We start from the raw sequence: 18,394 nt of genomic DNA, 5'->3' as shown, positions 1-18,394 counted from the left end.
CATGACGACTAGTTAGCTTTGCCTAACCAAATCTAGAAGAGCGCACGAGGGGTCGCAATACCGCATATATGACACGCTTTGTAGTGAAACGGACAGGTCGGAGCGGGCAGCCCAGGGGAGGTCACTGCGCGCGGAACATGCCCGGACTCATCCCGGTGATCCGCCGGAAGGCCGCGCCGAACGCGCTCGCCGAGTGGTAGCCGACGCGGATGGCGACCTCGTCGATCTCCTCCCCACGCGCCAGCATCGTGATCGCGTGCTGCACACGCACCGTCGCCAACCACCGACTGAACCCGGTACCCGTCTCCGCCCGGAACGCCCGGGCGATGGTGCGGGTGCTCACCCCGAGCCGCACCGCCCACGCGGCCAGCGTCGTGGTGTCGGCGGGATCCTCGTGCACGGCGGCGACAATGGGGGCCAGCAGCGGCGACCCGGGAATCTGGAAGCTCAGCCCGTGCCGGACGGGCGTGAGGACGTCGAACACGATCGCCTCGGTCCGCGAACGCGCGTCCGGATCGAGGTCCTCAGTGCCGAGCCGGTCGAGCAGGAGCCGCAGCAGCGGCGTGGCCTCCACCGCGACGGGCTCCTCGGAGATCGACGGCACCGCGTGGATGCCGAACTGGGCGGCCCGGTGCAGCATCCCCGCGGGTGCCCAGCCGGAGTGGGGCACGCCGGCCGGTATCCACAGGGCGGCCATCGGCGTGATCGCCCAGACCCGCCGGCCGACCGTCGCCCACGACACCCCCCGCTCGGTCCAGATCAGCTCGTGCGTCGGATGCGAGTGCTCCTCCCAGAACGTGTCATGGGGGATGACCTCGGCGTGGGTCGCGATGGCGAACGGCACATCGATCTCCCCCGCGGCGTAGAGGGGGAACCTGCGGCTGTCGACCGTGCCGCGCCGCACCGGTCCGGCGGCGCGCGCCCGGGTCGCCGGATTCGACCGGATGTCTCGTATGACCACGTCACCAAGGCTAGGCAGCCGAAGGCACCCCGGCGGAGTGGCGTTGTGCACGCTCCCTCACCGGCGCCCCGTGGGAACGGGCGGCCGGGGCGCGGGACCCCTGAACAGCGGGACAGAAGCCGGGAACCGGTTCGACGCTCCCGGTACGAGAACGGGGCGTGAGCACGCGAGCACAGTGGACAAGGAGGCTCGGGCCTCCCGGCGGGACAGTGTCCATCGTCTGTCCGGCGGGGACGAGACCGGCCACCTGCCTCGTCCCCGGGAAGCGCTGGGACCCGGCAGCCGGCCAGGACCAGGGCGCGTGGACCGCGTAGCAGCGACGAGGATCGGCACGCGTCACCGGCTCTCCGTGGCCGGACGAAGCACACGGGCAGGTCTCCAGCGCCAGGCCGGTCCCAGAGAGCACCCCGCACTCCGGTTCGTTCCGTCCGCTCGTTCGCCCGGCCTCAGCGCTCCTGAAGCGGTCGACAACGACCAGGACAGGGCCGGCCCCGCTCTCTCCGGCCCGTCTTGGGCACGTGCGCCCTCCCGGCCTTCAACACCGACTTCACACCGTTCCGTTCCGGAATAAATGGAAACGGAGCGACATAAGGGAATTTCACGTCCGTATCGAACGCTCCACGCCTGGTCGAAAATATGAATCGGCTCTGCCCTGAATAGCCGCACGACCATAGCAGAGAGCCGGTATCCGGCTCCCCGTCCTCGATTGTCCGCGGCACGCCCTCCATTCACGGCAGAGCGTTCGCGGTAGTCGGACAGGGGAGCTCAGGGAATGGCCAGCGCGGTGGTGGTCGATCCGATCGGGAACGACGGCAGGCGGCGATACGCCGCGATGCCGAGCGCGCGTCGAGAGAGGCGGCGCGCCGTGAGCGCGGCCTGCTTTGGAGGATGGACTCGATCCGCTCCGGCCACCTCCTGCTCGTTCAGAGCAGCATGCCTCCGGATCGGGGAAGGCTTCCCGACGGATACTTGGCGGGGGAGGCTCAGACACGCCCTATCGACGGTGTCCTGGAGGCGATCATCCCCGGCCGATCGCTGATGTTCCGCCTCACCGCCGACCCCACTCGGATCGTGCGCGCTCCGGACGCTCCGAAAGAGGGGCGCGGAAGACGGGTGGCGTTGCACGACCCTAAGGAGCAGCTGGGCCGGCTGGCCCGTAAAGGGGAGCAGTGCGGCTTCGTGGTGCCCGCCGGCGCCGACGGCGGGATGGCCGTGACCGTCTCTCCGTGTCCGCCTGTGGTCGGCTATAAGGACGAGAACGGGAAGCGGAACAAGATCACGATCTCCCCTACCCGTTTCGACGGCCGTCTCGTAGTCACCGACGCCCGTCTCTTCGCCGACGCGGTACGCACGGGCATCGGCCGGGCCAGGGCCTATGGCTGTGGCCTGGTGAGCCTGGCACCGGTCACCGCAGGCTGAGGCCTGCCGGACCGGACAGGCGGGCGCTCAGAAGCTCACACGTCCCCCACACCGTGCGTGGATCCGGACGGGCCCTCTGCGGTGTGTTCTGAGAGCCATTCCTCCTGCCCCGGCCGTTCGGCCGGGGCAGGAGGCGAACCATGGCCCCTGCGAGGGATTCCATCGAGGCGCGTTCCGGTCCCCGTGGGGACAGGCCCGCGTGGCGGCCACGGGCCTAGGTGATGCGGGATCGACCGCGTCGGGGCGGCCGCGTTGGGGCTCCGCGAGGTTCACGGGAACGCCGGAGGTCGCCCCTCCTCGCCCCTCCGGCGCTCCCGTGAACCCGCCGAGGTCACCCGGGACGTTCCGGCCCCGGGCCGTCGCCCCCACCCCACGGCCGCTCCCTCCGGGCGAACATCGCGACGATCAGCTCCGCGCACTCGTCCGGCCTGTCGGCGGAGATCGCCACCCACCCGCCGGACGGCTCCCGGAAGTGGAAGAAGAGCCCGCAGCTCGTCACCGTGACGTGGCCGATCCCGTCGTCCCCGTGCAGGGAGGGCCCGTACCGCGCGTCCGCGGGGATCAGGCGGCTGCCCGCGCCCCTGGCCCGCAGCTCCTCCCCCAGGGCGCGTAATTGCCGGGTCTGGGTCCGATGCGCCCGCATGCCCGCAACCGCCGATCACGCCGGCGCGAGGGCCGCGGCCACCGAGGCCGTCGCCGCCGCGACATCCGCGACGGACGCCCTCCCCGGGACACCGTCGCGGTCCTCCCAGCAGAAGTGACCGTCCTCGATCACGATCAGGACATCGGGGACCCCCACCCGCGAACCGGCCCCCACGAAAGGCGGATAACCGGGTTCCCAGTCATACGGCCCCTTGCCTCCCCTGACCGGAAGGGGGCTCCCATAGATCCGGCTGGGGACCTCCACATCCTCCAGGCCCTTTTGCAACTCCCGCAGCCTGAACCACCGATAACGACGTTCCCCGCCGGGCACGATCGCCCGCCACTCGGGTTTCACCCTGCTCATGTAGCGAACCTTTCACCTTTTCCCAAGCGGAATCCATACCCCCGCCACAACTGCGCGGGAGGAGTGAAGGCCGGTAGCAGGGTGTTGTGAGGCTGTGGTTAAGTGGTTGCCATGGGACAGCGAAAGCCGCAGGACAACCCCGCGTTGCGGAAGTTCGGCAGAGAACTCGCCCGACTGCGTGGTTTGGCTGATATGTCTCAAGAAAGGCTTGGAAAGGCGCTGAACGTTTCCGGTTCCCTGATCGGCCACTACGAACGCGCCGAGAGGAGACCCAGCCGGGCGTTCACCGAGAAGGCGGATGAGGCCCTGAACGCGGGCGGCCGGCTTTTGGAGTTGTGGCCCAAACTCCGGAAAGCCGGTTATCCGGAATACGCCGGTGACTTCCTCGAAGCCGTCCCCCTCGCCTCCATCATGCGCGACTACCACCCCACGCTGATCCCCGGACCGTTGCAGACGGAGGCCTACGCCCACGCCACACTGAAGGCCGGGAGCGCCCTCGCGACCGAGGAGGAGGTCGCCGTGCTGGTGGCGGCCAGGATGGAACGCCAGCACACGCTTTTGGAGGCCGGCTCCCCCGCCATCTGGGCGATCATCGACGAGGACGTGATCAGGCGCCTCACCAGCGACCCCGACATCCTGCTCGGCCAGCTGGACAAGCTGCTGGAGCTGTCGGAGTCGGGCCGCGCGGACATCCAGATCGTCCCGTCCAGTGTCAGCATCCGGCGCCATCCCGGCCTGTCAGGCCCACTCACCATCCTGTCCTTCACCGACAAACCCGACGTGGTTTATGTGGAGGGATTCGGAAGCGGCAATCTCATCAGCGACCCCGAAACAGTCGAGGAGATCTCGCTCGTGTTCGGGAAGATCCAGGCCGCTGCCTACCCACCGGAACAGACGGTGGACCTGCTCAAGCAGATCAGAGGGGAATTCAATGGAACCGGTTTGGCACACGTCCAGCTACAGCAATGGCCAGGGAGGGCACTGCGTGGAGGTGGCCGAGACTCCACGAACGGTCATGGTTCGTGACACCCGCAATCGCGATCTCGGTCATCTCTGCTTTCCCGCCGACGAATGGGCTTCCTTCCTGGAGGGTGTGAAAACCGGCGAGGTGTAGCGGCCCCGCGCCCTTCCGGGAATCACCGCGAAGGGCTCACGCTCTCCTCGACGGACCGTAGACGATCACAGCTCTCCGTCTTTCTCCCACCCTTCTTTGTGAAGGGATCCGGTGGTTTTCGTTGGCGAATCACCGCCGGAAGAGAACGGGACATCCGTATAACGTCGGTGTGGACCGCGTGACAGTGGGCGTCTTCCGCGCGCCTCCGGCGGAGACCGAGAACCAGGACAGGCCGGCTCATCCTTCCCGGTGCCGAGCCGGCCTTCCAACGGGACGGAAGACTCCCGTCGAAGACGGGTCCCGCCGAGTGACCGCGCTACGCCCTCGAACGCGCTCGGGGGCGCTTCCGCCCGGGGCACGGCGGTGAGGACGGACGGGGGTCCGCCCGCCGTGCCGGCCACGTGTCGGCCGGCCGATGCGGCGCCTCCCCATCGCCCGGCCCGCCGGCCGGTGCCACGCCCGCGAGAGGCCGGTCCCGAACGGCGCGGACGGGCCGCACGGGCATGTTCCCGCCGGGCACGGCCCGGCTTCCACCCGGTGGCGGGCGACGAAGCGGCCGACCGCCGGCTCCTCTTGGCGTCCTCCACGCCGACGCAGAGGACGCCGGCGACCTGGAGCCCGGTGTCGGACCGATCGGTCCACCCCGGTGGGACGGCAGCGCGTGGGACCGTGGGCGCCGAGGACGGCGCGGGCGGCGACCCACCCGGTGACGCCGGCCCGGTCTCCCCAATGCACCGGCCTCCCCTGCGTGGCGCGCCACCGGGGACTCGCCCGGACGCGGCCGGCTCCGCTCGGCCTTAGCAGACCCTCACGGAGGGGGCCGGCCGGCCGTGGGACGGGGGCTTCCCGGCTCCCGCGACGGCGCGGGGACCGCTGTGGCCGCCACACCACAGCGCCTCCACGCTGGCCGGGCCGGCGGTCGAGGCACCGGCCCCGGGCACTCGGGAGGTACGGCTCACCCGTCCTCGCTCACCGCGATCGCCGCCCCCGGGCACACCTCGGCCGCCTCCCGCACGATGGCGTGCAGGGACGGCGCGGGTTCGGCGTCGAGCAGGACGACGATCCCGTCCTCGTCACGCTGGTCGAACACCTCGGGGGCGAGCAGGACGCACTGGCCCGCACCACAGCACCGATCCTCATCGACGGTGACCCTCATGCCGGTTCCTCCTTCGTCGTCGTGCGCGGGTCCCGGATCCCGCCGTCCGGTCCGGTGATGGGAGCGGTCCACAGGCCGACGAGGGCGTCGACCAGCCCCGCGGCGGTCATGGCCCAGCCGTCCCGGCCGGCGGCGCCCCCTTCGGCGAGCGCCAGCTCCCGTTCCGCGCACATGTGCACCATCAGGAGCCGGGCCATGTCCCCGCGCTCGGCGCGCACGCGCGCCGGCATGCCGGGAAGGCAGCGGTCGAACCCGCGTATGGCCTCGATCAACGACGGGGAGCGGAAGGTCTCCTCGTACATGATCGAGCGCGACGCCGGATCGGCCGTCATCTGGGCGCTGAAACGGGCGAACCAGGTGGGAGGCCCCAGTTCGGCGAGGTGATCGGTGGCCGGGTGCACCAGGCAGGTCGCCCAGGCGCGCACGTCGGTGGAGTCCCGCACCTGGCCGACCATGGCCGTGCGCAGCTGTTCGATGCGTTCGCTGTGTCTGCGCACGATGGCGCGGAGCAGGTCGGCCTTGGTACCGAAGTGGTAGCCCACCGCCGTGTTGTTGCCCTGGCCCGCGGCCTCGCTGATCTGGCGGTTGGAGACCGCGAACAGCCCGTGCTCGGCGAACAGCCGTTCCGCCGTGGTCAGGATGAGTTCGCGGGTCGCCGCGGAGCGCTCGCCCCGTGATCGGGTCCCGCCGGCCCTCACCATCGGACCGGGACCGCCCGCAGTCCCCCGACGACGAGCCCGTCGACCCGCTCCAGCTTCTCGGGCGCCACCGCCAGTTCCAGGGTGGGCAGCCGGTCGAGCAGGACCTCAAGAACGGTCTGCAACTCGGTGCGGGCCAGGGCCTGGCCGAGGCAGGAGTGGGCGCCGGTGCCGAAGGCCAGGTGCGGGTTGGGGGAGCGTTCGAGGACCATCTCATCGGCGTGCTCGAACGCCTCTTCGTCGCGGTTGGCGGCGGCCATGCTGCACATGACGGTGGTGCCGCGCGGGATGACGGCGCCCCCCACCTCGACGTCCTCGGTGATGTAGCGGGGCAGGCCGATCCCGGAGTTGGCGTCGTAGCGCAAGGTCTCCTCGACGGCCACGCGCACCAAAGAGCGGTCGGCGAGCAGCCGCTCCCAGCGGGTGCGGTCGGCCAGGAGCATGGCGACCATCTTGCCGATCATGTTGGCGGTGGTCTCGTGTCCGGCGACCAGGAGCCCGAGACCGGTGGCGATCAGCGTGGTCTCGTCGAGTCCCTTCCCGTCGGGTCCCGTCTCGGTGAGCAGGCTGCTGAGCAGGTCGTCGCCGGGATCGGCGCGTCTGGCCGCGACCTGACGGCTCATGTAGCCGAAGAACTCGACCTGGGCCTCCGTGATCTCCTGGTCGCTGTAGCGGGTCAGGTTGAGCAGGGTGTCGGACCAGTGGGAGAACCGGTCCCGGTCGGACTCGGGGACGCCGAGCAGGTCGCAGATGACCCACACGGGCAGCGGAAAGCCGAGGGAGGCCCTGAGGTCGGCCGGCCGACCGTCGTCGACCATCGCGTCGATGAGCTGCTCCGCCATGGCGGCGATGCCGGGGCGCAGAGCGGCGATGCGTTTGGCGGTGAACCACCTGCCGACCATGCGGCGCCAGCGCTGGTGGTCTTCGCCGTCCTGGGGGATCGCCTGGGACATGGGGCTGCTGAACACGCCGCCGGACTCGTTGGCCGCGACGCGGGCGCCGCCCGCCGCGCCGAGGTCGCGGGTGAACCGGGGATCGGCCAGGACCTGCTTGACGTCGGAGTAGCGGGTGAGGAGGGCGGCCTGGTCACCGCTGGGCAGGCGGATCGGGGCGACCGGGCAGCGACCGCGCAACTCCGCCCACTCCGCCGGTGGCTCCAGGGCCTCATCACTGGGGATGGGGTAGGCCAGTGGCTCAACGTGCCGCTCCATGCCGCGCCTCACTATCCGTCACTGGGATGTGCGGTTTCAGTCAACATGGGCCGCCTTATTCAGTCAAGCGACTGACTTAAATGTCGCGAATTCAGCTCCGAGTACCGTTTCCACCCATTTTTCCCTGTCACACCACGGCATCCGGCACCACCACGACGAACCGGTCCCTACTCGCTCTCGCGGAAGAAGATCCGAAATCTCCGAAGATCTACAGGGCGTTCAACGTTGAGTCATCACCCTTTGTCACCGAAGATACTTTTTCCGTTAAGGCGCGATGATAAATTCAATCAAGTGACTGAATTGAACGGCGTGCACCGTCCCGCTCACTCCTCCGGCGCACCCACGGCGCGGGCGGACAACCCCCCGTCTTCGAGCCCCAGGACCGTCATCGCGGTGCTGGCCTTCACCGGAATCGTCGTCTCGCTGATGCAGACCCTGATCGTCCCGCTGGTCCCCCTCCTGCCCCGTCTCCTCGACACCACGGCGGCGGGGGCCTCCTGGGCGGTGACCGCCACGCTCCTGGCCGCGGCCGTCGCGACCCCCGTCATGGGCCGCCTGGGCGACATGTACGGCAAACGACGGATGCTCCTCGTCAGTGTCGCCTTGCTGGTGGCCGGCTCGGTCGTCGGGGCGTTGAGCGACAGCCTGGCGCCGATGGTGGTCGCGCGGACCCTCCAGGGATTGGCGTCCGGCGTCATCCCGCTCGGGATCAGCATCATGCGCGACGCGCTCCCCGCCGAGCGGCTCGGTTCGGCGACCGCCACGATGAGCGCCTCTCTCGGCGTGGGTGGGGCGCTGGGCCTGCCGGCGGCGGCGCTGCTGGCCGAGCGCACCGACTGGCACGCCCTGTTCTGGGTCTCGGCGCTCTTCGGTGTGATCGCCCTGGTTCTGGTGCGCGTCCTCGTGCCCGAGTCAGCGACGCGCACCGGGGGACGGTTCGACCTGGTCGGCGCCGTCGGGCTGTCGGCCGCGCTGGTGTGCCTGCTCCTGGTGATCTCCAAGGGCGCGGACTGGGGGTGGACGAGCGGCCCCGCCCTCGGCCTGGCCGCGACCGGCGCCGTGGTCCTGTTCCTGTGGGCGCTGTGGGAGCTGCGCGTCCCGCGTCCGCTGGTCGACCTGCGCACGACCGTCCGCCGCCAGGTGCTGCTGACCAACGCGGCGTCGATGGTGTTCGGCTTCTCGATGTTCGCGATGTCACTGGTTTTGCCCCAGTTGCTGCAACTGCCGACCGCCACCGGTTACGGGCTGGGGCAGGGCCTGTTCGCCGTCGGCCTGGTCATGGCCCCCTCGGGCCTGGTGATGATGGCCATGGCTCCGGCGTCCGCGCGGATCACCCGGGCGCACGGCCCCAGGACGACCCTGATGGTGGGGGCCGGCGTGGTCGCCCTCGGCTACGGCCTCAACATGGTGCTCTTGTCCTCGCTGTGGCACCTGGTGCTGGTCTCCAGCGTCATCGGCGCGGGGATCGGGCTGGCCTACGGGGCGATGCCCGCGCTGATCATGGACGCGGTGCCGGTCACCGAGACGGGGGCCGCCAACAGCCTCAACACGCTGATGCGCTCTGTGGGCACCTCGGTCTCCAGCGCCGTCGTGGGCCTCCTGCTCGTCCGGTTGAGCGCGCCGATGGGCACCGGCACCGTCCCCACTCTGGAGGGGTTTCGCGTGGTGATGGCGCTCGGCGCCACGGCGGCCCTGACCGCCCTGGCCATCGCGGCTTTCATCCCCCGTTATCGCAACGCCCGGACGGCCTGACAGACACCGGACGGCTTCGCGCGTTCGGTCGTCGGGGGAGGACCGGGAGGGCGGCGCGTCTCAGCCGACGATGCGGCGCAGGTCCTCCCGGCAGCGACGGTAGAGGGCGGCCGGGTCCCCCGCGTCCCCCTCGGCGGCGATCCCGCCCCGCCTCTCCCAGCAGGCGCGCCACACGGCCACGACGATCGATCGGGCGGATCTACGACAGGGTGGGACCGCGCCCGCTGGTGATCCCCGGCGCGCTGCTGCTGTGCGGCGGCCAGTGGTGGCTGAGCCGAGTGGACGCCGACACCTCGCTGGACCTCGTGGTGGCCATGCACGTGGTGTTCCGCATCGGCATGGCCATGCCGATGACGCCGCTCATGACGCTGTCGCCGGGGTCGCCGCCGCGTCGCCTCTACGCCCACGGCAGCGCCATCATGAACACCCTCCAGCAGCCGGCCGGCGCCATGGGCACCGCCCTGCTCGTGGCGGCCCTGTCCCTCGGTGCCGCAGCGGCGATGTCGGCCGGCGACGCCCTGGCCACGGCGCAGGTGGCGGGCGCGCAGAAGGCGTTCGTCCTCGGCGGCCGCCTGGGACTCGTCGCCGTGGTGTGCCCGCCGTTCGTGCGGCGCCTCCGCCAGGACGCCACCACCTGATCCGGACGGGCGCGCGGGGCCGGCCGGGAGCCATCCCGGCCGGCCCCGGGCGTCGTCCCGCTGTCAGCGGGCTGCGCGAGGATGAGGCGATCCCCACCCCAGGAGGCCGGAACCGATGCCCGAGTTGCCCCAGACCGAGGTGCCGATCGTGGTCCGCACCGACTACTCCGACCAGGCCGGTTGGCGGGCGCTGAGAACAGCGATCGAGGCGACGGTGCCCGAGGACGAGGGCTCCTACGTCTTCGTCGAGGATCCGCTCCGGTGGGACCTCCCCGAGCAGCGCCTGCTCGACCTCCTCCCCGCGCGGGAGGAGGACCCCACGTTCCTCCTGGTCGCCGACCGGCAGGCGGTTCACGGAGAGGAGCCCACCCTCCTCGTCGTCGACCTCTTCCCGGAGAACCACGGCGCGGCCTTTCGAGCGGTCCTGCCCGAGGTGTGGCTGATCGCCGTCAACCTCTTCCTCGCCAACATGGACTTCGAGGACTTCGCCGACGCCGTGGGACCCGACGGCGTGTTCCGCGGTTTCGACTGACCTCGCGTCCCCGCCCGCACCCCATCGGCTCCTCCTCGGCGACAGCGGGAACCGTGCCCCGTTCGCGACCCCTGCGGCCTACCACGCCCCGTTGAGCAGATCGGTGACCTCCTCGACGGTCAACGCCCGGGGGTTGGGGTAGGGCGCGGCCACCACCCGCTCGGCGACGTCGCGGAGGCGCCCGCGGGCAACGCCGAGGTCGGCCAGGCTGGTCGGCCCCTCGTAGCCTTGGGCGAGCCCACGGACCACGGCGACCGGGTCGGGCCCGGCCACCCGGGACAGCCGCTCCCCGGCCGCCGGAGCGGCCGGCAGGTTGACCGCCATCACGTGCGCCAGCAGCATCGTGTGCAGTTCGGCGTGGGGAAGGTCGAAGGTACCGCCGAGGACATGTGCGAGCTGGTGGTGCAGGCCCATACGGGTCTGGGCCAGGCACACCCCGGCGAGCCAGGCGGCGGACTGCAACCGCCCACGCGCTCCGGGATCGCGCGGCGCGGCGAGGACCTCGGGCAGCGCGGTGAGGATGCCTCCGACGGCCTCCGTGGCGAGCGCGTCGGTGTAGCGGGTCGCATCGGGGGCCCACAGGGCCTCGACGGCGTGGGCGAGCGCGTTCATCGCGCTGGTCCTGGTCAACCCCGGTGGCATCGCCAGGGTGAGGTCGGGGTCGTAGACGACCGTGCCCGGGGCCAGGGCGGGGTCGCGGCGCGTGGTCTTGCGCCCGTCCTCGGTCTCGCCCAGGACCGGCGTCACCTCGGACCCGGCGTAGGTGGTCGGTACGGCGACCTGCGGCGCCCCGATCCGCGCCGACACCGCCTTGCCCAACCCGATCGCCGACCCGCCACCGATGGCGACCACGCAGTCCACGGCCGCGGCCTCGGCGGTCGCCACGGTCTTCGCCGTCACGGCCACCGGCGTGTGGGGGACCGGCCGGTCGAAGCGCGACGCCAGCCGCTCTCCCAGCCCCTCCGCGACCCGATCGGCGGCCGCGGCCGCGGAGGGTGTCGCGACGAGCAGGACCCGCCGCGCGCCCAGCCGCGCGGCCTCGTCGGCGACCCGGCCGCACGCGCCCCTGCCGATCAGGACACGGGCCGCGAGGGTCTGGTGGACGGCGACGGACTCCCCCTCCGTCGGCTCCGGTCCCCTCGCGGTGGTGGCGCCCATCGGCCGTCCCCCTCGTCTCGTCGCGTGCCGCGACCCGTCCGACGTCCCCGGCCGGGGCCGCGACACCACCGTAGGGGACGCGGCCGGCGCGGGGGTGACGCCCCACGGCCGGGGCGGCCGGCGGCGTCCGTCCGGCGGCTGTTGTCGTCTCCCACGGACGATGGGCGGCGGGGTGGTGGAGTCAGGCGCCCTGGACCCAGTCCCGGTCCAGCCGGTCGGTCAGGCCGGCGGCGGTGAAGGCCGCCTCCAGCTCGCCGCGCCCCTCGGTGAAGTGGGCCCAGCTGTCGTGGTGGACGGGGACGACACGGCGGGCGTCGAGGAGCCGGGTGGCCTCGGCGGCCTGGGCGCTGTCCAAGACGAGCGGCGCACCGTCGAAGAGCATGGGGAAGCGGGGGGCTCCGGCGAAGAGGATCGCGGTGTCCACCGGGGCGAAGCGCCCGGCGATCTCCCTGACCGCGTCGAGGGAGGCGTTGTCACCGCTGACGTAGACGGTCGGTAGGCCGTCCCCGGTCAGGACGAAGCCGACGACCTGGCCGGTGAACGGTTCGACCTCCTCGCGCGGGCCCGGGCCGTGGATCGCGGGGACGCCGGTGACGGTGACCGTGCCGCCGCCCGGGCGGTCCAGTTCGACCGATTCCCAGTCGGCCAGGCCCCTGGCCCCGCCGCCGAGGCGCTGACCACCGCCGGGGGTGGTGAGGGTGAGGGGGACCTCGGTGAGCAGGGCGCGGCCGGAGGTGTCGAGGTTGTCGGCGTGCTCATCGTGGGAGAGCAGGACCACGTCGATGGGGCCGAGGTCGGCGGGGGTGGCGCTGGCGGGGGCGGTCTTGGTCAGGAGCGGACCCGGCTGGGGGTAGTCACCGGGGGCGTCGAAGGTGGGGTCGGTCAGGAAACGGAGACCGCCGTACTCGAAGAGGGCCGTGGGACCTCCGAACGTGCGGACCTGGAACTGTTCGGCGCCGTGTTGGGACATGCTCCTCATTCCTCACGGATTATCTGCAAGTTTTCCGTGAGGAAGGTTAGGCAGATGTCATGGAAAAACGCAAGCGTTACCATGATGCGCATGGAAGAGGCCACGGTCACCGACAGCACGCCGACCACTCTCCCCCCGGCTCCGGGAGCCGATCGGTACCGCTGCCTGGACTTCGCCGACACCACCGCGACCCTGCCCGCCGGGCAGAACTACGACCTGCTCGCCACCCCCGGGTCCGCCATGCGCTGGCTCGCCGCACACGGCCTGACCCCTCCGGACGTCCGGCTGTACGAGGTGTGCGCACAACGGATGCGAACGCTGCGTGGGCACATACGGGCCCTGTTCGCCTCCCGCGTCGAAGGCGTCACCCCGCCCGAGGAATCCCTGCGGGCCGTCAACGAGGCGATCACCGCCGTTCCCACCGCGCCCCTGCTCGCCTGGGACCCGGCGCGAGGACCGCACCGCGTCCAGGCCCACCCGGCCGACCAGGCCGTCAACCACGCGCTCGCGATCCTCGCCGCCGACGCCGCCGACCTGCTCACCGGACCGGACGCCGACCTGCTCACCGCCTGCGGTTCCACCCCCTGCGACCGTTTCCTCCTGCGCACCCACGGCCGGCGCCACTGGTGTTCCACCCGCTGCGGCGACCGCGCCCGAGCCGCCCGCGCCTACGCGCGCCGCAACCGTCCCCCCTCCTGACGCCGGGCGCCCGCGCGCCCTCACCCTCGTCGAACGGTCGAGAGCATCCCGGCCACCGCCGACCGTCCCGCGCCCCGCTCGGGACAACCCGCGGGAACGTCGCCGCGGGACTCCTCGGCGATCCGGACGTCACGCGGGTGCGAACGGCGAGGAGCCCCGGGAACGCCGTTGACAGCGCGCCGGCGGCCAGTGCCCCGGCCGCGTCCGTGTAGCCCGCACGGGCCGCCTCCCGCAGGACTGCCGCGATCCTGGAGAGCGGGCTCGTCGAGGGGTACGCCCTTACCGGTCGAGGGCGGGGAGAGCGACGGGCAGCGTCACCCCGCGGGTCTCCCCCGTCCCCCGGTATCGCATCCGGCGTCGTGGCCGAGCGCGGGGAGGATCGCCTGGTCGACGATCGCGGCGATGTAGGCGTCGTCGGGAAGCTTCGCCTCGTCGACGCCGTACTTGATCATCAGGGCCTCGCCGATGTCGAGGACGACGGGGGTGAGCCGGGCGGGGTCGACCTTTCCCCGCTCGGCGTAGTGGTACAGGACGGTGCGGGTGAAGCGGCCCCCGCGCGGTTCGAACACCTCGCCATAGAGCCGTTCGCGCAGTTCGGGGTTGCGCTGCGCCTCAGCGAGGATGGCGGTCACCACCGCGCCGTAGAAGGGCTGCATGAACTTGTCGCGCATGAGGGTGAGCGCGGCGATGAGGTCACCGCGCAGATCATCGGCCATCGGCGACGGCTCCTCCACCGGGAGGACGTGGTAGAGCGCGTCGAGGACGATCTCCTCCGGGGATGACCAGCGCCGGTACAGCGAGGTCTTGGCGGTCCCGGCCCGACGCGCGATGCCCTCCATGCCGATCCGCCCCAGTCCCTGCTCGGCGGTCTCCTCCAGGGCAGCCTGATGGATGGCCGCGATCAGCTCCTTACCACGACGGCGCCGCGCCGGCTCGGGTCTCTCCGTGGCCTGTGTCCGGTTCCGGTCAGACATACCCACCCATTTTCTTAGATACGGCTCCGTATCCTATATTCCTCTTATTAGATACGTCAGCGTATCTATCTCGACTCACCCTTGGAGGACGTCCCCCCATGCCCCATACCACCACGCCCCACAGCGGTCCCCCTCCACCCCCGGGCGCTTCCCTCGGCGCACTCCCCACCTCCGAGCGCTCCCTCGCCCCCGACCTGGCCCGGGGCGTCATGCTGCTCATCATCGCCACCGTCCACGCCCACATGTTCCGCGTCGCCACCACCGGAGACGGCTACTCCCTCGACGGCGCGCTCGACATCACCGCCACCGCCGCCATGGCCCTGTTCGGCGAGAACCGGGGCTACCCGATGTTCGCCGCGCTCTTCGGGTACGGCCTGGCCGGGATCTACCTCCGCCGTACCGCGGAGGGCCGCCCCTGGCCCTGGACGCGGGGACTGCTGCGCCGGCGCGGCCGCTGGATGGTGGTCATCGGCGTGGCCCATACGGCCCTGCTGTTCTACGGCGACGTCATCGCGGTCTACGGGCTGCTCGCGCTGTTGTTCGCCTCGGTCCTGCGCTTCTCCGACCGCCGACTGCTCGCGCACGCGTTCGCCTGGATGGCGGCGGGCTCCCTCGGCTACGCCCTGACCGAGAAGGCCTTCTTCGCCGGCATGCAGGAGAGCGGCGACGGGAACGTCTCCGCCCTGCTCGACATGGTGATGCGGTTGATGACGCTGCCGCTCTTCTGGCCGATGATGATCGCGATCTCGGTCTTCCCCTTCTTGATCGGCGTGTGGGCCGCGCGGCGCCGTCTGCTGGAGGATCCACAGCGTCACCGCGCGCTGCTGCGCCGCGTCGCGCTGTGGGGAATCTCCACGGCGGTCGTGGGCGGCGTCCCCCAGGCCCTGATCAACATCGAGTTGTGGGACGTCTCCGTGCCGGCCCAGGTCGCCTTCTTCTGGCTGCACCTGGCCACCGGGTACGCGGGTGGATTCGGCTATGCGGCGCTGATCGCCCTCGTCGCCCTGCGGCTGGGGCAGCGGCGCGGCCCGATCGTCACCGCGCTCGCCGCGACCGGACAGCGTTCGATGACCTGCTACCTGCTCCAGTCGGTGGCGTGGGCCGTGCTGATCCCGCCCTACGCGCTGGGGATCGGGCCCGCGCTCGGCGACGCGGAGGGGGTCGCGCTCGGCGTCGCCGTGTGGCTGGCGACCGTCGTGGCCGCCGACCTCATGCGCCGGGCCGGCTTCCGGCAGGGCCCCGCCGAGTGGTTCCTGCGCCGGATGACCTATGGCCGCCCGGCCGTGTCCCGGAGCTGAACGCCGGCCAGGGGTGCCGCCGCTCTCACCGAGACGGCGGTACCCCGCGTTCATGAGGCGTCGGGGCCGTCCACCCGGGCGCGGTCCCGGTGCCTCTCACCCCGGACGACCCGGGGGCGTCGGTCCCCGCCCGTACGCACGCGACCCGGACGCCCCGCTTCCCGACGGGCCCGCCGAAGCCGGCGATGCGGCACCCGGGCGCGGTCCCGACGTCCTCATCCCGAGCGGAGCGGAGACCGGGAGAAGGCTCCTCGGCCGAGCCGGCGTCCCGCACCGGCTGGTCCGCGCTCCGGACGGGTCAATGGATCCCCGACTCCGACTTGTGCGCGATGAAGAGCGCCCAGCCGATCTCCCCGTCCTCGACGGCCGCCTGGACCAGGGCGCAGGAGGACGCGAGCCGCAGGATCCGCTGCCGGTCCACGGGGTCGGCCGTCCGCTCGGCGCGTTCACGCAGGGTCTCGGCCCGGGCCCGGAACCTCCGCACGAGGTCGTCGCCGAGGTCACGGCTGAGGACCGTCTCGAACCCCGCCCTCTCCAAAGCGGTCCGGTACTCCGGCAGGGACGGTCCCCCCGGCCAGCCGAGCCGCTCACAGACGGCCTGCCGGACGGCCGGTGACATCTCCGCGCGGGATTGGACGAAGTCCGTGCAGGCGAGAATGCCCCACGGGCGCAGCACCCGGTAGATCTCGGCCCGGACTCGATCCCCATCGGGCATCCCGCACATCGCGTTGCGGCCCACCACATGGGTGAAGCCTGCCTCGGGGTAGGGGAGCCGGTCGGCCGGGGCCCACCGGAAGTCGATGCCGAGGCGCCGCCGCCGGTGGCACAGGATCTCCCGCGCGAAGTCGACGTACTCCTCGCTGTGGAACACCGCCTCTCCACAGCAGCCGAACCGCTCGGCGAGGTGGACGAGCATGCTCTCGCCGCCGGCGCCGATCTCCAGAACCTCGGAGGACTGGTCGATGGCCGCCTCGGTGGCCAGGAAGTCCGCCGCGCGCTCCGCATCCGTACGGAATTCGTCGTCCTGTATCACGTCGTCAAGGCCCTGGGCATGGTGGACCTCCTCCAGGACCACATCGGTCTCACGGGCTCGAAAAGGAATCTGCAGACTCTGCTCTTTCACGTCCCCGGTTTCCCTTCGAGTCGTGGAGATGGCCGCGGAACGGCCACGGGATCGTCTTCCCCATCCCGGGGGTGGTGACCGAAGAGACGATGGAGCCGATGCCTCCCCGGCTTTCCGGGATCGTCTTCCAGGGTGCTAAACCCCGTCTGAGCGGGCAATGGTGTGCTCTTCTCTTCCAGAGAGGGGTGTGTACCCCACCGGGGAGGGGGCGCAGCGGAGAGGATCCATATGCAACCCTTTGCCCGGTTTGGGAGAAATCCACGGAGCCTAACGGTGATTTCCTCCGGCCTGTCCGGCGAGCACGGCTTTCGTTAAACCCTATGGCGTCCAGAGGGGACAAATAATCCGTTCATCCCGTAGCTGAATCGCTATCACAAATAGCGCGGACGGCGGGTTCCCGCAAGCGGGATGACGACCGCGCCGGTTTTCGGCGCAGCCCCCACGCCACGTCACCGCCCTCTCCCCGCAGACGGCCCCGAGCGGGTCCGCCCTTCACCGGAAAGCGCCCAGCAGCGGAGGAGCGGAGCCCCGTCCTCCCATCTCCCGGGGCCACCACGCCGGTACACGAACGGGACGCCGCCCCGGCTCTCCACCGGTCCGGCGCCCCGTTGCCCGCTGTAGCGTCCGCCTACGGCGTCCCCCGCGTGCTCACAGCCCCTTGTCGATCAGGGCGAAGAGCTCGTCGGCATCCGCCGTCCGGACGTCACCGGCCGCGCCGTCCCCGTCCGCGGATCCTCCCTGCCAGCCGTCCAGCAGCTCCCGGAGCCGGCCGGTGATGGCGGTCCGTCCCTCCTCGTCCCCGGGTACCTGCCGCAGCAGCTCCGCCAGCGCATCCAGGCTCTGGAGGACCTGCGGCGTGACCGGCTCCTTCTCGGGCAGGATCTCCTCGCCGATGTGCTCGGCGATCGCGAGCACGTTGGGGTGGTCGAAGACCAGGGTGGCGGAGAGGCGCAGACCGGTCGCGCGGCCCAGCCGGTTGCGCAGCTCCACCGACGTGAGCGAATCGAACCCCAGCTCGCTGAAATTGCGCTCGGGGTCGATCCGATCCGCCGAGGCGTGCCCCAGCACCGCCGCGGCCTCCCCGCGCACCAGCTCCACCAGCACCTGCCCGGCCTCCTCACGGGACAGCCCGGCCAGCCGCTGCTCCAACGACGTCCCGGCCTCCTCGGCGGGCGCCGCGGCCTGCGCGGTCCGCCGAACCGGTGCCCGCACCAACCCGCGCAGGAGCTCGGGGATACCCGCGTCGCGGGTGGCCAGGGTCCGTTCGTCGAACGGCGCCAGGACCACCGACGCCTCCGGGGCGGCCATCGCCGCGTCGAGGAGTTCCATGCCCTGTTCGGCCCTCAGGGGCAGGAATCCCGAGGCGGTGATCCGCTGGAGGTCGGCCTTCTCCAGGCCGGCGGTCATGCCGCCCGTCTCCGGGGACCACAGTCCCCAGGCGAGGGATTGGGCGGGGAGGCCGTGGTCTTGCCGGTGGTGGGCCAGAGCGTCCAGGAAGGCGTTGGCCGCGGCGTAGTTGCCTTGTCCGGCGCCTTCGAGGGTGCCGGCGGTGGAGGAGTACAGGACGAAGGCGGTGAGGTCGTGGTCGAGGGTGGCCTGGTGCAGATACCAAGCCGCATCAGCCTTAGCCGCCAGCACCCGATCGATCCGTTCAGGGGTCAACGAGGTGATCAACCCGTCGTCCA

Annotated in this window: 19 protein-coding genes; 8 read left to right on the top strand and 11 right to left on the bottom strand. The window is 71.3% G+C overall.

Going from position 1 to position 18,394, the window contains the following annotated elements:
- Window positions 1-121: 121 nt before the first annotated feature.
- Window positions 122-961 carry an AraC family transcriptional regulator gene (locus ACYVHU_RS15875; protein ID WP_498948873.1) on the bottom strand — a complete coding sequence of 280 codons (840 nt, stop codon included), beginning with the start codon at window positions 959-961 and terminating at the stop codon, window positions 122-124.
- 705 nt (window positions 962-1,666) lie between these two features.
- Here ACYVHU_RS15875 and cas6e point away from each other — a divergent pair.
- Window positions 1,667-2,380 carry a type I-E CRISPR-associated protein Cas6/Cse3/CasE gene (gene cas6e / locus ACYVHU_RS15870; protein ID WP_327309028.1) on the top strand — a complete coding sequence of 238 codons (714 nt, stop codon included), beginning with the start codon at window positions 1,667-1,669 and terminating at the stop codon, window positions 2,378-2,380.
- A 331-nt stretch (window positions 2,381-2,711) separates the two neighbouring features.
- Here cas6e and ACYVHU_RS15865 read toward each other — a convergent pair whose 3' ends face one another.
- Window positions 2,712-3,023: a hypothetical protein gene (locus ACYVHU_RS15865; protein WP_498948871.1), complete on the bottom strand. Its 312-nt coding sequence runs from the start codon at window positions 3,021-3,023 to the stop codon at window positions 2,712-2,714.
- Window positions 3,024-3,038: 15 nt separating this feature from the next.
- Entirely contained in the window at window positions 3,039-3,386 is a 348-nt protein-coding gene (locus tag ACYVHU_RS15860) for a hypothetical protein (protein WP_078763091.1), read from the bottom strand.
- 111 nt (window positions 3,387-3,497) lie between these two features.
- On the opposite strand from ACYVHU_RS15860, the gene ACYVHU_RS15855 reads away from it, so the two are divergent.
- A complete protein-coding gene (locus ACYVHU_RS15855) occupies window positions 3,498-4,412 on the top strand; it encodes a helix-turn-helix domain-containing protein (RefSeq protein ID WP_078763300.1) in 915 nt (304 codons plus the stop codon).
- A complete protein-coding gene (locus ACYVHU_RS15850; protein WP_327308939.1) occupies window positions 4,372-4,500 on the top strand; it encodes a DUF397 domain-containing protein in 129 nt (42 codons plus the stop codon). Before ACYVHU_RS15855 ends, ACYVHU_RS15850 begins: the two co-directional genes overlap by 41 nt.
- A gap of 955 nt (window positions 4,501-5,455) precedes the next feature.
- On the opposite strand, the gene ACYVHU_RS15845 is transcribed toward ACYVHU_RS15850, so the two are convergent.
- The 3 genes from ACYVHU_RS15845 to ACYVHU_RS15835 are packed head-to-tail and all read right to left on the bottom strand — an operon-like array spanning window position 5,456 to window position 7,565.
- On the bottom strand, window positions 5,456-5,656 hold the full coding sequence (locus tag ACYVHU_RS15845; RefSeq protein ID WP_078763088.1) for a ferredoxin: 201 nt from the start codon (window positions 5,654-5,656) through the stop codon (window positions 5,456-5,458).
- Window positions 5,653-6,357, bottom strand: coding sequence for a TetR/AcrR family transcriptional regulator (locus ACYVHU_RS15840; RefSeq protein WP_078763087.1), 705 nt, complete (start codon window positions 6,355-6,357; stop codon window positions 5,653-5,655). The genes ACYVHU_RS15845 and ACYVHU_RS15840 overlap by 4 nt, the downstream gene beginning before the upstream one ends.
- Entirely contained in the window at window positions 6,351-7,565 is a 1,215-nt protein-coding gene (locus tag ACYVHU_RS15835) for a cytochrome P450 (RefSeq protein WP_078763086.1), read from the bottom strand. Before ACYVHU_RS15835 ends, ACYVHU_RS15840 begins: the two co-directional genes overlap by 7 nt.
- Before the next feature lie 426 nt (window positions 7,566-7,991).
- Between ACYVHU_RS15835 and ACYVHU_RS15830 the strand changes: the two genes are divergently transcribed.
- From ACYVHU_RS15830 to ACYVHU_RS15820, 3 genes are all read left to right on the top strand, one after another.
- Window positions 7,992-9,317, top strand: coding sequence for an MFS transporter (locus ACYVHU_RS15830; protein ID WP_235001111.1), 1,326 nt, complete (start codon window positions 7,992-7,994; stop codon window positions 9,315-9,317).
- 209 nt (window positions 9,318-9,526) lie between these two features.
- Window positions 9,527-9,955: an MFS transporter gene (locus ACYVHU_RS15825; RefSeq protein ID WP_432937267.1), complete on the top strand. Its 429-nt coding sequence runs from the start codon at window positions 9,527-9,529 to the stop codon at window positions 9,953-9,955.
- Window positions 9,956-10,070: 115 nt separating this feature from the next.
- Window positions 10,071-10,487, top strand: a complete 417-nt coding sequence (locus tag ACYVHU_RS15820) for a DUF6924 domain-containing protein (RefSeq protein WP_078763083.1) — start codon at window positions 10,071-10,073, stop codon at window positions 10,485-10,487.
- Window positions 10,488-10,565: 78 nt separating this feature from the next.
- Here the strand turns inward: ACYVHU_RS15820 and ACYVHU_RS15815 are convergent, their stop codons facing one another.
- Together ACYVHU_RS15815 and ACYVHU_RS15810 are read right to left on the bottom strand one after the other, a co-directional pair.
- Entirely contained in the window at window positions 10,566-11,645 is a 1,080-nt protein-coding gene (locus ACYVHU_RS15815) for a maleylacetate reductase (protein ID WP_078763082.1), read from the bottom strand.
- A 181-nt stretch (window positions 11,646-11,826) separates the two neighbouring features.
- A complete protein-coding gene (locus ACYVHU_RS15810; protein ID WP_078763081.1) occupies window positions 11,827-12,615 on the bottom strand; it encodes an MBL fold metallo-hydrolase in 789 nt (262 codons plus the stop codon).
- A gap of 90 nt (window positions 12,616-12,705) precedes the next feature.
- Here ACYVHU_RS15810 and ACYVHU_RS15805 point away from each other — a divergent pair, with 90 nt between their 5' ends.
- Window positions 12,706-13,314 carry a CGNR zinc finger domain-containing protein gene (locus ACYVHU_RS15805; protein ID WP_078763299.1) on the top strand — a complete coding sequence of 203 codons (609 nt, stop codon included), beginning with the start codon at window positions 12,706-12,708 and terminating at the stop codon, window positions 13,312-13,314.
- Between the two features lie 314 nt (window positions 13,315-13,628).
- On the opposite strand, the gene ACYVHU_RS15800 is transcribed toward ACYVHU_RS15805, so the two are convergent.
- On the bottom strand, window positions 13,629-14,288 hold the full coding sequence (locus ACYVHU_RS15800; protein WP_078763080.1) for a TetR/AcrR family transcriptional regulator: 660 nt from the start codon (window positions 14,286-14,288) through the stop codon (window positions 13,629-13,631).
- A 98-nt stretch (window positions 14,289-14,386) separates the two neighbouring features.
- Between ACYVHU_RS15800 and ACYVHU_RS15795 the strand changes: the two genes are divergently transcribed.
- Window positions 14,387-15,586, top strand: coding sequence for a DUF418 domain-containing protein (locus tag ACYVHU_RS15795; protein ID WP_498948869.1), 1,200 nt, complete (start codon window positions 14,387-14,389; stop codon window positions 15,584-15,586).
- Window positions 15,587-15,884: 298 nt separating this feature from the next.
- Here ACYVHU_RS15795 and ACYVHU_RS15790 read toward each other — a convergent pair whose 3' ends face one another.
- Complete coding sequence (locus ACYVHU_RS15790; protein WP_498948868.1) at window positions 15,885-16,709, bottom strand: methyltransferase domain-containing protein; 825 nt, start codon at window positions 16,707-16,709, stop codon at window positions 15,885-15,887.
- Between the two features lie 648 nt (window positions 16,710-17,357).
- Window positions 17,358-18,394 (bottom strand): beta-ketoacyl reductase (locus ACYVHU_RS15785; RefSeq protein WP_498948867.1); only part of this gene is annotated, 1,037 nt, incomplete at its 5' end.

The sequence above is a fragment of the Marinactinospora endophytica genome (genome assembly GCF_054780875.1).
This window is presented reverse-complemented; position numbering and strand designations above follow the sequence as displayed.

What these genes read in the sequence shown, in the direction of transcription:
- ACYVHU_RS15830 (WP_235001111.1), top strand. Translation starts at nt 7,992, where the DNA reads ATGCAGACCCTGATCGTCCCGCTGGTCCCCCTCCTGCCCCGTCTCCTC.
- ACYVHU_RS15840 (WP_078763087.1), bottom strand. Translation starts at nt 6,357, where the DNA reads ATGGTGAGGGCCGGCGGGACCCGATCACGGGGCGAGCGCTCCGCGGCG.
- ACYVHU_RS15860 (WP_078763091.1), bottom strand. Translation starts at nt 3,386, where the DNA reads ATGAGCAGGGTGAAACCCGAGTGGCGGGCGATCGTGCCCGGCGGGGAA.
- ACYVHU_RS15865 (WP_498948871.1), bottom strand. Translation starts at nt 3,023, where the DNA reads ATGCGGGCGCATCGGACCCAGACCCGGCAATTACGCGCCCTGGGGGAG.
- ACYVHU_RS15800 (WP_078763080.1), bottom strand. Translation starts at nt 14,288, where the DNA reads ATGTCTGACCGGAACCGGACACAGGCCACGGAGAGACCCGAGCCGGCG.
- ACYVHU_RS15805 (WP_078763299.1), top strand. Translation starts at nt 12,706, where the DNA reads ATGGAAGAGGCCACGGTCACCGACAGCACGCCGACCACTCTCCCCCCG.
- ACYVHU_RS15820 (WP_078763083.1), top strand. Translation starts at nt 10,071, where the DNA reads ATGCCCGAGTTGCCCCAGACCGAGGTGCCGATCGTGGTCCGCACCGAC.
- ACYVHU_RS15835 (WP_078763086.1), bottom strand. Translation starts at nt 7,565, where the DNA reads ATGGAGCGGCACGTTGAGCCACTGGCCTACCCCATCCCCAGTGATGAG.
- ACYVHU_RS15815 (WP_078763082.1), bottom strand. Translation starts at nt 11,645, where the DNA reads ATGGGCGCCACCACCGCGAGGGGACCGGAGCCGACGGAGGGGGAGTCC.
- ACYVHU_RS15855 (WP_078763300.1), top strand. Translation starts at nt 3,498, where the DNA reads ATGGGACAGCGAAAGCCGCAGGACAACCCCGCGTTGCGGAAGTTCGGC.
- ACYVHU_RS15810 (WP_078763081.1), bottom strand. Translation starts at nt 12,615, where the DNA reads ATGTCCCAACACGGCGCCGAACAGTTCCAGGTCCGCACGTTCGGAGGT.
- ACYVHU_RS15845 (WP_078763088.1), bottom strand. Translation starts at nt 5,656, where the DNA reads ATGAGGGTCACCGTCGATGAGGATCGGTGCTGTGGTGCGGGCCAGTGC.
- ACYVHU_RS15795 (WP_498948869.1), top strand. Translation starts at nt 14,387, where the DNA reads ATGCCCCATACCACCACGCCCCACAGCGGTCCCCCTCCACCCCCGGGC.